Here is a 14,973-nt window from a genome sequence, read left to right on the forward strand (position 1 = left end):
CTCCCTTGTATAGACTTCGTGATGTCTGATCATTTTATCTAGACGTTTCATACGTCTAGATTCATTTTGGTTTATTGGCGTATGCCTTTAAATATATCTTTTATTTTGAAAGGAGAAATGGCTATGAGGTCTCAAAAATTCACACTGCTATTACTATCTCTACTACTTTTCTTACCTCTTTTTCTCACAAATTTTATTACTCCAAATCTCGCATTAGCAGATTCACCAAAGCAAAGTCAAAAAATTGTTGGGTACTTTCCTTCGTGGGGCGTTTACGGACGTAATTATCAAGTTGCTGACATTGATGCATCAAAGCTTACTCACCTTAACTATGCTTTCGCGGATATTTGTTGGAATGGAAAACATGGAAACCCTTCTACTCATCCTGATAATCCAAATAAACAAACGTGGAACTGTAAAGAATCTGGTGTACCATTGCAAAATAAAGAGGTTCCTAATGGTACTCTCGTACTCGGTGAACCATGGGCTGATGTTACCAAATCGTATCCTGGCTCAGGGACAACTTGGGAAGATTGCGATAAATATGCCCGTTGCGGAAATTTCGGGGAACTAAAACGATTAAAAGCTAAATATCCTCACTTAAAAACAATTATTTCCGTTGGTGGCTGGACTTGGTCTAACCGCTTTTCTGATATGGCCGCTGATGAAAAAACAAGAAAAGTATTTGCTGAATCTACAGTAGCTTTTCTTCGCGCATATGGGTTTGATGGCGTAGATTTAGACTGGGAATATCCGGGCGTTGAAACGATTCCTGGTGGTAGTTATCGTCCTGAAGATAAACAAAATTTCACTCTCCTTCTTCAAGATGTCCGAAATGCTTTGAATAAAGCAGGTGCTGAAGATGGCAAACAATATTTACTAACAATCGCTTCAGGCGCAAGCCAACGCTACGCTGATCATACAGAGCTAAAGAAAATTTCTCAAATACTCGATTGGATTAATATTATGACATATGATTTCCACGGCGGATGGGAAGCTACTTCTAATCATAATGCAGCTCTATATAAGGATCCAAATGACCCAGCAGCAAATACGAATTTTTACGTAGATGGTGCTATAAATGTTTATACAAATGAAGGTGTTCCAGTCGATAAACTAGTATTAGGCGTACCCTTTTACGGACGTGGCTGGAAAAGTTGTGGCAAAGAAAATAACGGACAATATCAACCTTGCAAACCAGGTAGTGATGGGAAACTTGCTTCTAAAGGTACTTGGGATGATTATTCTACCGGTGACACAGGTGTGTATGATTACGGTGATTTAGCAGCCAATTACGTTAATAAAAATGGTTTTGTACGCTACTGGAATGACACAGCTAAAGTACCTTATTTATATAATGCAACTACAGGCACATTTATTAGCTACGATGACAATGAATCTATGAAATACAAAACAGACTATATAAAGACGAAAGGTTTAAGTGGAGCAATGTTTTGGGAACTAAGCGGAGATTGCCGTACAAGTCCAAAATATAGTTGCAGTGGTCCAAAATTACTTGATACGCTAGTAAAAGAATTACTTGGTGGACCTATTAGTCAAAAAGATACTGAGCCACCAACGAATGTTAAAAACGTTGTAGTTACGAATAAAAATTCAAACTCAGTTCAATTAAACTGGACTGCATCTACTGATAACGTAGGAGTTATGGAATATGAAATTACTGCTGGAGAAGAGAAATGGAGTACAACAACAAATAGCATTACAATTAAAAACTTAAAACCTAATACGGAATACACATTTTCAATAATTGCCAAAGATGCTGCTGGAAATAAATCACAACCTACCGCTCTTACTGTCAAAACGGATGAAGCTAATACGACACCTCCTGATGGAAATGGTACTGCTACATTTTCAGTCACTTCGAATTGGGGCAGCGGTTATAACTTCTCGATTATAATCAAAAATAATGGAACGACTCCTATTAAAAATTGGAAATTAGAATTTGATTATAGCGGTAATTTAACACAAGTTTGGGATTCTAAAATTAGTAGTAAAACAAATAATCATTATGTAATTACGAACGCAGGATGGAATGGTGAAATTCCTCCTGGTGGATCTATTACAATTGGCGGTGCAGGAACAGGTAATCCTGCCGAACTTTTAAATACCGTCATTAGCGAAAACTAGACGTAATATCCATTAATTAATTCACTAAAGTTTGAATTTAGGTTTGAGCAATACCTCCTAAATTCAAACTTTTAATTTTATGAAAAATCAAAAATATCATAATAACCTATTATAATTATATTTAATTTCTAATATGAAGTTTATATGAAGTTCATTTGAATTTTACATGAATTTCCTTTAATTTCTATTGTCTTCCTATAATATCCATATTATCCTTTACATAAAGGAATTATTTTCATTCCATTTTGAACTATCTATATATATAAAGAAAGATAGTCACCTGTTAGGGAAAGGCTTTCGTATTATAAATATAACAAAAGAAAAAGCACGCTTATAAGCGCACCATAAGAGTGCTTCTTCATACAATTCTCATGTAAGAGTTCTCGAAAATCATGTTAATCACAAAGAAAAGGCATTAGCTCCTAAAAGCTAATGCCTTTTCTTTATTCATATTGTTCAGTATTCCAATCTTCTATATTCCATACTTTTGTTATCCACGATTCATAGAAAGAAGGTTCATGTGAGACAATTAAAACCGTTCCTTTGTATTGTTGTAACGCTTCCTGTAAAGCCATCTTAGTTTCTACATCCAAATGATTAGTCGGTTCGTCTAAAATTAAAACATCAGCTTTTTCTATTTTTTCATATAAGGAGCTAACACACTTAAAATCTCTTCTTTATCCTTTTTTAATTCGAGTGATGTTAACATATCCATCGTTCTCGGCCTAGGTAATTTCACTTGTACCTCGCCAACTATTGACGCTGGTCTTTGAGATAAAATAAATACGCGATCTGAAAGCAAGATTGCCTCATCTAAGTCATGTGTCACCATAACGATTGTTTGCTTTTCTTGATGCCAAGAGTTTAAAAGCCAGCTATGTACTTCCATTTTTGTAAATGCATCTAATTTACCAAAAGGCTCATCAAGCAGCATAATTGGCTTTTCACATAAATATGTGCGCAGAAAACTAATTCTTTGACGCATACCACCAGATAATTCATCTGGATAATGGTCTGCATATTCATCTAGTTCGAACTGCTTTAATGCTTCCATTCCTTCTGTCAGCCTTTGTTTTTTCGGCTTTCCTTCAATTTCTAACGGAAGAACGATATTTTGCAAAGCTGATCGCCACGGTAGTAATAAATCTTGTTGTGGCATATAACTAACAACATCTTGCTCTTGTACTTGTTTATCGTTATACGTTACGTTCCCGCTTGTTGGTTTTTCAACATTTGCAATCATGTTTAATAATGTGCTTTTCCCGCAACCACTCGGTCCTACAAAGGAAACAAACTCTCCCTCTTGTATAGAGGCACTAATATTCTCTAATACATTCTTTCCGTCGAAAGATTTCACTATATTTTTTATTTGTAATCCGCTCATTTTTCACTTGGAAGGAATTCATTTGTAAAAGCATCTTTTACATCGATTTTCTTTTTAATAACTTTGTTGTCATATAAGAAATTCATGTAATTCGTCCAAATTTCTTCCTTCTGTACTCCCCATGCTTTAGCATCATCTTGATACTTCGTACTTAACCATTTTTGGCTTTCTTGAACTAAATCTTTATTTACATCTGGAACAGCTTTAATTAAAATATCAGCAGCTTCTTTCGGTTCCTTAATTGCAAAATTATAACCTTCTGTCGTTGCACTCATAAACTTTTTCACAAAGTCTTTATCTTGCTTCGTATGTTTTTCACTCGTAATAATAACAGGACTATAGAAATCAAGCGCTGGATCTAAGTCCTTCACCATAATCGTATTTAACTCTTTTCCTTGACGCTTCGCTTCAATCCCATCCCAACCGTAATAAATCCATTCAAAATCTGCATCACGGCCAATTGATTTAAAGAAATCTGTTTGTCCTAAGATGATTTTTTCAACTTTATTAAAATCAGCTTGATGTTTATCCATAATCGTCTTTAATGTCGCTTCTTCCGCTGGTCCTCCCCAGCCGCCGTAACGTTTACCTTCAAAATCTTTCGGTGACGTCATATTATCTTTCTTAAGCGATGCAAACGCTGAAGTGTTATGCTGAATAATCGCTCCTACAGATACAACAGGAATTCCTTCTACACGAGCTAACGTTACATTTTCTTGTGCGCTTATTGCGAAGTCTGCTTTTCCTGATGCTATCATTTGCTCTGCTGTTACATTGTCACCTGGTTGAATAATTTCTACATCTAATCCTTGCTTTTTGTAATAATCTTTCGTTTGCGCTACATACAAGCCAGTATGATTCGTATTTGGAAACCAATCTAATACTACTTTTACTTTTTGATCTTTACTTGCACTTTCTTCTTTCTTCGCCGGATTACATCCAGCCACACCTACCGCTACTAAGGCAGCTAACATAACTTTCAAACCTTTTTTCATTTTCTGCCGTCCTTTCTATATATCCATGGTGCTGTTATTCTTGCCATAAACTCTACGATAAAATACAGGCATAATGTCACCATAACGATGATTGCTGCAACCCCAAATACTCGGGCAGTCAAAAAGGATTTTGTAGCCCTCGTAAGCATAACGCCTAATCCTTCACTTGCACCGAGCCATTCTCCGATAATTGCCCCCATTACGCTATATGTAACTGCAATTTTTAAACCTGAGAAAAAGTATGGAAGCACTGCTGGAAATTTTACTTTCTGGTAAACTTGCCATTTTGTCGCCTTCATTGTTTGTAACAGTTTCAGCATGTTTTTATCTACTGTTTGAAAACCTTCTAAAATACTAAGCGCAATTGGGAAGAAACAAACGAGTATTACGACCATTACTTTCGGCAACATCCCATATCCAAACCAAATAATAAATAGCGGTGCAAGTACAACAATTGGAATTGTTTGCGAAATAACAAGCAATGGATTTATTAAAATACGAAATAACGGTATAACGTCCATAATAATTGCGATGCTCGTCCCCAATAAAATTGCAAAAAATAGTCCAATTATAACTTCCTGCAGTGTTTGCATCGTATTTGGTAATAGTAAATCTTTCATCCCAATTAATTCTTGAACAATGGCAGAAGGCTTTGGTAAAATCCACGGTTCGATTTTAAATAATGAAACAGATCCTTCCCATATCGCAATGAGAAGGATAAGCCAAATAGTTGTAATAAGTTTAGATTGCTTCTGGTTTTGCATATTCATCACGGTACTTCCAAACCTTTTCATCTATCGTTACACCAGTGCTTGGACGATAATGGATTTTAATAGAAGTAATCACTTCTTCTGCTCCAGCATCGACGCAAGCTTGTTGCGCACGTTTAACGACATCAAGAAGTACATCTAATTCTCCTTCCAAAGTTGTTTCCATTGCCCCTACTTCATAACGAACTCCCGATTGTTGCACAACTTCAATTGCTTTATCGACAACAGAATATACATCTTTCGTTTTCGCTTGTGGTACTACTGAAAATGACATTGTAACTTGTTGTGACATAATAAAATCCCCCTTATAAAATTAAATTTCAAAAATAAGAAAAGGCTTTCCTACTGCGTAGGAAAGCCTTGTATGCAAGTTATTACAGAATAACATATGCTACATCACTTTAAGTAACTCCCTACGCTGGCATTATCCAGATCAGGTTGAGGGTCGATGTTTACTTACATCCTCTCAGCCAATTGGCTCCCCGGTCCTTAATTCGTTTTCATTGTAGCATGATTTATTTTATTGAACAAACAAAAGCATGCATAATCATTTCATTATTTTTGGAAAATAACCAACTTTTTCACCATGAGCTAATAACTGCTGAATAAATTCTTTATTAATTGCTGGTACTATCAATTCTTTTTTCTTAATCCATTTATTCGTTCTACGCGTACCCATTACAATTTCAGATTGCTGCGCTCCATCTCCTGCAACTTGAGAAGCAATTAACTCTGCTATTACTTCATTTCCCTTCGCTAATGCAAGCCCGGTATTTACATATTCTGAAAGTGGAACCATTTCAAGATTGTATCCACACTCTCCAATTAGCTGTATAAATTGTTCAAACTCAATTTGATGTGGATGACAAATATGTAACGTCTCTCCTATAATTTTCGAATCTTGCAAATACGATACAATTGATTTACTAGCAAAATCAATTGGTGTGAAATCAACTTTCCACTTCACATTTGGTGCTTTCCCAATTAATAGCATTGTTTTAATAAGACGATAAAATGCGTTTCCTTCAATATTTTGTTGGAACGAACCTGTTTCTGAATGACATGCTAAATTACCTGCACGATAAATATTTCCACGCAAACCATTTTTCATTGCTTCACGAACAATGTTTTCCGCTTGTAGTTTACTATTTGAATATACATTCTCTAAGTCTACACTGTAATTAAAATCACCAGTTTTCATGTATGTATCCCATTGATCTACCGCTAATTCTAACGGGATACCAATTGTAGAAATAAAATGGAATGTAGCACCTTTCTCCGCTAATGTTAGCATACGGCTAGTTCCTTGGACATTTATATTTTCAAATTGTTTTACATCTCCAAAATGTCTTACATCTGCACCGCAATGAATTATCGTATCCATCTTAGAACTGATGAACATAAATTCTTCTTCGCTCATCCCAAGATACTCTTCTCCCAGATCACCAGCTACGGCCTGTATACGCTGTAACCATTCTTCACATACATCATTAAAGTAGCCTGTTAATGTATCTATAATTCTTTGCTGCACATCTTTAGTTGGTCTTACTAAACAATAAATAGTAGCAGATGTATCTCTCAACAATTCATATAATATGTGTGATCCTAAATAACCAGTAGCTCCTGTTAAAAAGACATTTGAAATCTGGTTTTCTTCCAAAACGTTTGCATACGTGATAGTATTTGGTTCGTGAATCACTTTATATTCACGAAATACTTCTTCTTTCTCTACTTTTACTTCTCGCTCAATTCGAGCTAATCCATATATCGTTCTTTCTTTAAAGAAATCTTGAATTGTTAAATGTGAGAAATCTTCTTTTAACAATGTTAAGACTCGTAATACTTTTAATGAATGTCCACCAATTGTAAAGAAATCATCATGCACTCCAACTTTTGAAATTCCTAATACTTCCGCCCAGGCGTTCGCTATTTGTTTTTCTGCTTTATTAGAAGGTGCAACATATTCTTGTAGCCGAACCGGTTCATACTTTTCTTCTAACTGAGCTAACTTCTTAACATCAATCTTTTTATTAGGTGTAAGTGGCAATTCATTAATATAAATTAGTTTAGATGGCACCATATAATCTGGTAATTGCTCTTGTAACTGATAAACTAATTCTGGTATTTCTTTTTTATTTAAAGTTGTATAGAACGCGATTAAATATTGGCTACCTTCCTTACTCTTCTTAGCAAACACAGCATTTTCTTTTATATTATGATTTTGAGAAATTTTACTTTGGATTTCTCCTAGTTCAATACGATGTCCTCTAATTTTTACTTGATCATCTTTCCGATGTAAAAACTCTATATTTCCATCCTCTAGCAACTTAACGATATCACCTGTTTTGTATATATTAACTATAGGATTAAAAGGGTTCGGAATAAAAGCTTCAATTGTTTTATTAGGCTTATTAAAATACCCTTTTGCTAATCCCACTGAATCTATATATAATTCACCAGGTACACCAATTGGACAAAGATTCATATTCTCATCCAAAATCATAACTTGGTAATTAGCACATGGTTTACCAATGGGAATACTCGCAACATCCTCATTTAACTGACTAGGTATTTTATAGGTTGTCGTCACTACAGTACATTCTGTCGGTCCGTATACATTATAAATTTCAACATTTGTACCTATTCTTTCTCTCCACAATTTAATAACCTCTACAGGCAACATTTCACCGCCAATCGCAATTCTTTTTAGGGAAGCTAGCTTATATATATCTTCTTCTGCTAAATAAGTTGCTACTTGTCGAACAAAAATTGTTGCTAATGCCAAGATTGAAGTTGCTTTCACTTTATAGATTGCATTTGCAAATGCTTCTACAGACAATCGCTCTTCCTCTAATAGTACATATAAGTTTCCTCCACAGAATAAAGAAGCAAATGACTCCCATACAGAAGCATCGAAACTAAAGGAAGGAAATTGGGCAAATACATCCTCTTCTGTCAATTCATATTGCTTTTTCATCCAAGTATACAGATTAACAACGCCTCTATGTGCTAACATTGTTCCCTTTGGATTCCCTGTTGAACCAGATGTATAAATCATATAAGCTACATCATCACAATGAATAGACAACTTTACATCTGTATCTTCATAAGTTTCACTATCATACATTGAAACTGTTTGAACCCCATCACATGTTATAGGCGTCTCTTTCATCAATATAACTTTCGCTTGGCTATCTTGAATAATGTACTGTATTCTACTTTCCGGATAATCTGGATCAATCGGAACATACGCTGCACCAGCTTTTAATATAGCTACCATACTTACTACTGTGTCTATGCTACGTTTCATAAATATTCCAACATAGTCTCCTAACTGGACGCCGTTTTTAATTAACATACGAGCTATTTGATTACTTTTTTTATTTAGCTCCTCATAAGTTAAAGTACCTTCCCTTGAAGATAAAGCTATACGATTTGGAAATTGAGTAACAGTATTATAGAACATATCGACGATACTTTTCTCAGGATATACTGCTGTCGTATCATTCACTTGACTATAAAGTGCCATCTCGGCCTCTGTAATAATATTAAAACCATTTATATGATTATTCTTATTTTGTGATTTATTAATTAAAACACCTTGTATTTGTTGTGCATAACGAGTAATCGTTGTCTCTTTCCAATTAACACTATTAAATATTATTTCTACACTTTGCATATTTTTACTAAATACAAATTGTAATGTATTCGTGTCTTGTAGCTCATAATATGTTTCACCAATAATAATAGGTGACATTTCATATAACGTATTACCGTTTTGAAACTCTTCTATTTCTTCCTCATTCATTTCTTTAATTTGCTCCAGTTGCTCTTCAATTTGTAAATTTAAACTTTCATAGGAGAGAAAATTAGAAACTTCAATAGTAATCGGAAATAAACTTCCTCTTACATGATAAAGCACGACAATATGTTTTTCTTTAGAAATATGATATAACCACGTTGCAGTCGCTCCTATTAAATCTACAATGTGAGTCAAATTTGAAAACAGTTCCGTTTTCCTTTTTATCCTAAGTTCTGTTCCTTGCACATCTTTAGGTATTTTAATACTTCCTTCTACTTTTCCTAAAAATTCTTTTACCATCTCATTATAAGAAATTGCTAATTTCATATTTATGTAAATTCCTCTCTTAAATATAATAAAGGTGTGAAAATTCACACCTTTTTCATCCCTTATTAAAGGGCAGATTCGTTCAATTCATAATCAGTAGCGGAGATATCCCCTTGATTAGAATTGAACTTTCTCCTTATTCGCTTTTAAACTCACCAATAAGCTCTTGTAATTCCTGAGAAAGCCAACTTAAAGAAGTCGCTAATTCTGCAATATCTTGTACTGATATTTCTTGCTCTTTCATGCTTTCTTCAACATTACTACTGCTGTTGGCATAAGTATTTGCAATATGTGATAATTCATTTACGACTTGAACAATATTCTGACTATTTTGTAAAATATCACTCGAATTACCAGAAACAGCTTTTACTTGATCTGTAACAGATTGCGCTGATTTTGAGATTTTTTCAAAGAAATCTCCGCTACTTTGAACAAGCGAAATTCCAGTTTCTACTTCTTTTGAACCTTTTTGCATGGAAACTACAGCATCTTCTGTCTCAGCTTGTGTTTCACCAATTAATTTCGCTATATCTTTAGCAGACGCTTCCGTCTGTTCTGCTAATTTTCGTACTTCATCAGCAACAACTGCAAACCCTCTTCCAGCTGCTCCAGCACGTGAAGCCTCAATAGAAGCATTTAAAGCTAATAAATTTGTTTGATTTGAAATACCTGTAATTACAGTTACGATATCACTAATTTCTTTTGACCTTGTTTCTAACGAATAAATGATGGAAGACAAATCTTGTACTGCATTTTGGATTAAACTCATTTGATTAATAATTTGTCCAATCACTTCATTACCTTCAATTGAATGTTGTTCCATACCTTCAGAAGCAACCGCAACTTGTTTCGCAGCCCCAGTTATCTCTTCTACCTTATCTTCCATTCCATGTACAATCCCTAAACATTGTTGTACTGAAGTTTTTTGAGACTGTGCCCCTACTCTTAAACCTTCAATAGAACTTGCAATCTCTTGAACTGCCATGCTGTTTTCCTCTGTACTCGCCGACAATTCTTGTGAAGAAGAAGAAACTTGCTCAGCAGTTTGCCTTACTTTATCTATAATCCCTTTAAACTTTTCAATCGTGTTATTGAAATAAACATTAATAATTCCAATATCATCTGGTCTTTCTTTTAATTTAATACTCAAGTCACCTTCACCAATTTTACGTAACCCTTCTCGTAAATCTTTTAATGGAGCTAGCGAGTGACGCACGATAAAGAATTGAGTAATAGTCGCAATTGCTAATGAAATAATGATAAAGAGTAAACCCTGTATCATAAACTTCTCTTTTGTAATAGGAACAATGGAAGCATCTAAGTCAGCGGCAACAATTGCAATAATATTGTTTTCTCCATCTGTAATTGGTTCTAATATTGTCACCCACGAACCTATTTCATCTTCATATACTTCTGTCATTTGAGCCTTTTTCGTATCAATCACTTTATCGTATGCCTTCATCCAATGAGCGGGTTGTTCATAATAATCTCCCGGCTTTATAGGAAACGCATTTGTTAACTCTGTAGTCAAACCAACGAGTTGTAATTCTCGCTTTTCATTCGGCTTTGCTCCTGTAACATACGTTTGTCCAACGCTTTTCAATTCTTTTGATACTTCATCTAATTTCTCTGTTAACTTTTCTTTTTTCACTTTTTCGGCTGTAGGATCTTTCGCCATGTCTCTAACTAATTCTACATCCAGTTTTTTCAATACTATTTCTCCTGTTTCAATAGACTGCCTTTCAAATAAAGACATCATACTATTTTGAAACATATTGAAACTTAATGCACCCATACTTCCAACAAGTGTCAAAATAACTAATACGGTTAATAAGACGTTCTTTTGAAGGAACGATAACTTATGCCAATATTTTTTCATTAATATCCACCTTCCTTAATCAACACAAACAAAAAAACAAAATATATGGATATTTTGTTTGAAAATGTTTCTCAATATGTTCGAGAATAAAAAAAAGCCAATGTAAAAGCATTGGCCAAGACCAACCCTATCCGTCCGGTAACTGGCTAGCGTAGCCTTTCGACCTTAGCTCCTGTAGTTTTGCGTCCTCATGTTTCCATCAGTTTGCCTTTCTCGCTGAACGAGTTGAACGATATGGGAGTTCTATGAGAATTAATTTATTCTCTTTCAAAGATTACAACATATAAATCAAAATGTCTACTTATTTAGAGATATAAATACAAATTTTTAATGCATTGCTTTTTCGAAATAATTTCAAAAAGTACGTGAATGTTACTTTTTTTGTGTTATATAATAAAAAATGTATAAATAACAAGGATTTCTTCGGGTATTTATTTAATTTTCATTCAAATTAAACTATTCGAATATATCTTAACTAATGAATTTCGGAGGTAGTTTATCATGTTTTGGCTACAATTTCTTACCTTGTTACTCTGTATTTTTATTGGTGCACGCCTAGGCGGAGTTGGTTTAGGAGTAATGGGTGGAGTTGGTATGGCAATACTCGTTTTTGTCTTCCACCTACAACCAACCGCGCCTCCTATCGATGTAATGCTTATGATTTTGGCAGTAATTACAGCTGCTGGTGCTTTGCAAGCTGCTGGAGGAATGGACTATCTTGTTCATCTAGCTGAAAAAGCATTGCGAAAAAATCCAAAGCGTATTACTTTTTTTGCTCCAATTGTTACTTATTTATTCACACTATGTGCAGGTACTGGTCACGTTGCCTATTCTGTACTTCCTGTTATTGCAGAAGTCTCTCGTGAATCAGGGATTAGACCGGAACGCCCAATGTCGATTGCCGTAATCGCTTCTCAGCAAGCAATTACAGCTAGTCCAATTTCAGCTGCCACAGTTGCTCTTTTAGCAATGTTAGCTGACTATAAAATCACTTTATTAGATATTTTAAAAGTGAGTATTCCTTCTACTTTCATTGCTTGTATGTTAGCAGCATTTGTTGCTAGTAAGATGGGAAAAGAATTAAATGAAGACCCTGAATACTTAAAACGATTAAAAGAAGGAATGATTCCTAAGCTTGAAGAGAAAAAAGAATTTGTAGGTGTAAAGGGCGCAAAATTATCAGTTATCCTTTTCCTTGTAGGAACCTTCCTTGTTGTACTTCTTGGTTCATTTGAAGCACTTCGTCCAGGATGGATAGTTGATGGGAAGTTAGCCCGTCTTTCCATGCCGAACACAATTGAGATGGTTATGTTAACTATCGCGGCTCTTATTATTATTTTCTGTAAACCAAATGTAGAAAGCATTGTGTCTGGTAACGTCTTTAAAGCAGGAGCAACAGCAGTTGTTGCAATTTTCGGTATCGCTTGGATGGGAGATACTTTCTTTAATGGAAACTTAAATATGATTCAAGGATCTATTCAGCATTTAGTAACAAGTGCGCCTTGGCTATTTGCCATCGCACTATTCATTCTATCTATTTTACTGTACAGCCAAGCAGCAACAGTACGTGCCTTAATGCCACTTGGACTATCCCTTGGTATTCCACCAGCGCTACTGATTGCGATGTTCCCTGCAGTAAATGGATATTTCTTCATTCCGAACTATGGAACAATCGTTGCTGCCATTAACTTTGACCGTACCGGTACAACAGGTATTGGTAAATACGTATTAAATCATAGCTTTATGATTCCAGGCTTAATTGCAACATTTACTTCTATCGGAATTGGAATGCTCTTAATTTCAATTATGTTTTAAAGAAAAAGCACAAACCTTTATTTAAAAAGGTTTGTGCTTTTTTAATCAAACTTTTGTTTAAATTTTTTGGGCAGTCTACTTCTCGATGTAGCACTTAAAATACTACATGTCCTTTTCTACAAACTTCGCTTTACTTCTTCAGCTAATTTTCTCGTACTTTCATACGTAGATTCAGCTAAACTAATTGCTGAAATAACTGAAACACCGTCCGCACCCGCTTCTATAACTGCCGCTGTATTTTCAATTGTAATCCCACCAATACCAACGATTGGCACTGTAATTCCTTGTTCTCTAAAATAAGCTAATCCTTTCGTTCCTTGAACCGCTTTCGTATCTTTTTTCGTACTCGTTGGGAAAATAGGTCCAACGCCTAAATAATCTGCTCCGTTTTCGATTGCAAAGCGTGCTTCTTCAATTGTATGAGCAGATACACCGATAATTTTATCTCCCATTTTTTCACGAACCGATGTAATTCCTTCATCATCTTGCCCTACATGAACACCATCTGCATCTAATTCAATGGCTAATTCTACATCATCATTTACAATGAAAGGAACACTATATTCCTTACAAAGCGTCTGCAATTCTTTTGCAAAGCGCACTCTATCTCCTCCGATTAAAGAACCTTCCCCCTTCTCGCGAAACTGAAAAAGTGTCACTCCACCATCTAATGCTTCTTTCAATACAGCTAAAGGATCCCTCGTGCAGTTATTACTTCCCATAATAAAATACACTTGTAATAACTTAGACATCTTCTTTGTTTCAATGCGCATCATGTGTTTCATCCCCCTTACTCTAACTCCTCAATCTTTCCATACTTCTCAATATCACCAGCAGTAGTATTCGCTAACTGATTTAAAAATTCAATTTGGAAACTACCAGGTCCCTTTTCCACGGTCTTAGCAGCTGCCAGTTCCGAAGCTACACCATAAAACGTTAATGCTGCTACTGCTGCTTTTACATAATCTTTTTCCACTGCTACAAATGCTCCTATTACAGACGTTAGTAAACAACCTGTTCCTGTAACTTTCGTTAAAATAGGGTGACCGTTTCGAATAACAATAGTTCTCTCTCCATCTGTAACAACATCTTCTTTTCCAGTAATAACCGCAACTGTATTTAATTCGTCTGCTGCCTGCCTTGCAATACTTACAACATTGCCATTTCCAGTACCAGCGTCTACCCCTTTAATTTCCCATTTCTCATTAATAACGTTTGCTATTTCAGCCGCATTGCCGCGGATAATTGCTAAATCTATTTCGGCTGGAATATGTCTCGCAACTTCTGTTCGATACGAAGTTGCTCCTGCACCAACTGGATCAAATAGTACTGGCACATTTTTCACATTTGCTGATTTACCAGCAAGTAACATCGCTTCTACTTCCTCAGGACGAAGTGTTCCCATATTTAATACTAACGCTCCAGCAATGCTAGCCATTTCTGCTACTTCTTCTTTTGCATACGCCATTACAGGCGATGCCCCAAGTGCCAACAAACCGTTAGCAGTAAAATTTGTTACAACAACATTTGTAATATTATGAACGAGCGGATTAGATTCTCTCACCAAATCCACTACTTTACTAATTTCTTTCATATTCATCCTTTTCATCTCCTAACTATAATGATGGGAGATACACAAAAAGACACTTTGCGCGTACGCAAAGTGCCTGAATATGTGCTTTTACACTCTCCCTACGCTGGCATTATCCAACAGGTTCAAATGGTCAATGACGGACTAGTAGCCATACTCTCAGTTTGTATCCACAAACTCCCATGTGTTTCTTATTCATCTACTTCAAAGTCTACTCTTATTCTAGTAAAATAACAAGTTCTTTACTTTTTCTATTTAATAT

10 protein-coding genes, 1 pseudogene and 3 riboswitches are annotated in these 14,973 nt (G+C 35.3%); of the genes and pseudogenes, 2 read left to right on the forward strand and 9 right to left on the reverse strand.

Annotation, left to right across the window (positions count from 1 at the left end; all coding sequences use genetic code 11):
* Positions 1–123 precede the first annotated feature (123 nt).
* Positions 124–2,148: a glycosyl hydrolase family 18 protein gene (locus ACTFRU_RS24475; protein ID WP_001257487.1), complete on the forward strand. Its 2,025-nt coding sequence runs from the start codon at positions 124–126 to the stop codon at positions 2,146–2,148.
* Between the two features lie 443 nt (positions 2,149–2,591).
* On the opposite strand, the pseudogene ACTFRU_RS24480 reads toward ACTFRU_RS24475, so the two are convergent.
* The 7 genes and pseudogenes from ACTFRU_RS24480 to ACTFRU_RS24510 form a co-directional block, all read right to left on the reverse strand.
* A pseudogene (locus ACTFRU_RS24480) lies at positions 2,592–2,786 on the reverse strand (ABC transporter ATP-binding protein); the annotation flags it as partial.
* A complete protein-coding gene (locus tag ACTFRU_RS24485) occupies positions 2,783–3,532 on the reverse strand; it encodes an ABC transporter ATP-binding protein (protein WP_000016084.1) in 750 nt (249 codons plus the stop codon). The gene ACTFRU_RS24485 and the pseudogene ACTFRU_RS24480, both read right to left, overlap by 4 nt.
* Positions 3,529–4,527, reverse strand: a complete 999-nt coding sequence (locus tag ACTFRU_RS24490; protein WP_000715573.1) for an ABC transporter substrate-binding protein — start codon at positions 4,525–4,527, stop codon at positions 3,529–3,531. The genes ACTFRU_RS24485 and ACTFRU_RS24490 overlap by 4 nt, the downstream gene beginning before the upstream one ends.
* Positions 4,524–5,297 (reverse strand): ABC transporter permease, encoded by a 774-nt coding sequence (locus tag ACTFRU_RS24495; RefSeq protein WP_001057166.1) that lies wholly within the window; start codon positions 5,295–5,297, stop codon positions 4,524–4,526. The genes ACTFRU_RS24490 and ACTFRU_RS24495 overlap by 4 nt, the downstream gene beginning before the upstream one ends.
* Positions 5,269–5,589, reverse strand: coding sequence for an MTH1187 family thiamine-binding protein (locus tag ACTFRU_RS24500; protein WP_000082906.1), 321 nt, complete (start codon positions 5,587–5,589; stop codon positions 5,269–5,271). The genes ACTFRU_RS24495 and ACTFRU_RS24500 overlap by 29 nt, the downstream gene beginning before the upstream one ends.
* 101 nt (positions 5,590–5,690) lie before the next feature.
* Positions 5,691–5,792: riboswitch (TPP riboswitch) on the reverse strand.
* A 52-nt stretch (positions 5,793–5,844) separates the two neighbouring features.
* A complete protein-coding gene (locus ACTFRU_RS24505; protein ID WP_440037940.1) occupies positions 5,845–9,426 on the reverse strand; it encodes a non-ribosomal peptide synthetase family protein in 3,582 nt (1,193 codons plus the stop codon).
* A 136-nt stretch (positions 9,427–9,562) separates the two neighbouring features.
* Positions 9,563–11,305, reverse strand: coding sequence for a methyl-accepting chemotaxis protein (locus ACTFRU_RS24510; protein ID WP_000761079.1), 1,743 nt, complete (start codon positions 11,303–11,305; stop codon positions 9,563–9,565).
* Positions 11,306–11,439: 134 nt separating this feature from the next.
* A riboswitch (cyclic di-GMP riboswitch) is annotated at positions 11,440–11,524 on the reverse strand.
* A 282-nt stretch (positions 11,525–11,806) separates the two neighbouring features.
* On the opposite strand from ACTFRU_RS24510, the gene ACTFRU_RS24515 reads away from it, so the two are divergent.
* On the forward strand, positions 11,807–13,120 hold the full coding sequence (locus tag ACTFRU_RS24515; protein ID WP_000498704.1) for an anaerobic C4-dicarboxylate transporter family protein: 1,314 nt from the start codon (positions 11,807–11,809) through the stop codon (positions 13,118–13,120).
* Positions 13,121–13,236: 116 nt separating this feature from the next.
* Here the strand turns inward: ACTFRU_RS24515 and thiE are convergent, their stop codons facing one another.
* Both thiE and thiM read right to left on the reverse strand, forming a co-directional pair.
* Positions 13,237–13,896, reverse strand: a complete 660-nt coding sequence (thiE, locus tag ACTFRU_RS24520) for a thiamine phosphate synthase (RefSeq protein WP_006916691.1) — start codon at positions 13,894–13,896, stop codon at positions 13,237–13,239.
* A gap of 14 nt (positions 13,897–13,910) precedes the next feature.
* Entirely contained in the window at positions 13,911–14,720 is an 810-nt protein-coding gene (gene thiM / locus ACTFRU_RS24525) for a hydroxyethylthiazole kinase (RefSeq protein ID WP_336457467.1), read from the reverse strand.
* A 72-nt stretch (positions 14,721–14,792) separates the two neighbouring features.
* Positions 14,793–14,905, reverse strand: a riboswitch (TPP riboswitch).
* Positions 14,906–14,973: the final 68 nt, after the last annotated feature.

It is taken from the genome of Bacillus cereus group sp. MYBK220-1 (assembly GCF_051916445.1).
Taxonomy (GTDB): Bacteria; Bacillota; Bacilli; order Bacillales; family Bacillaceae_G; genus Bacillus_A; species Bacillus_A cereus.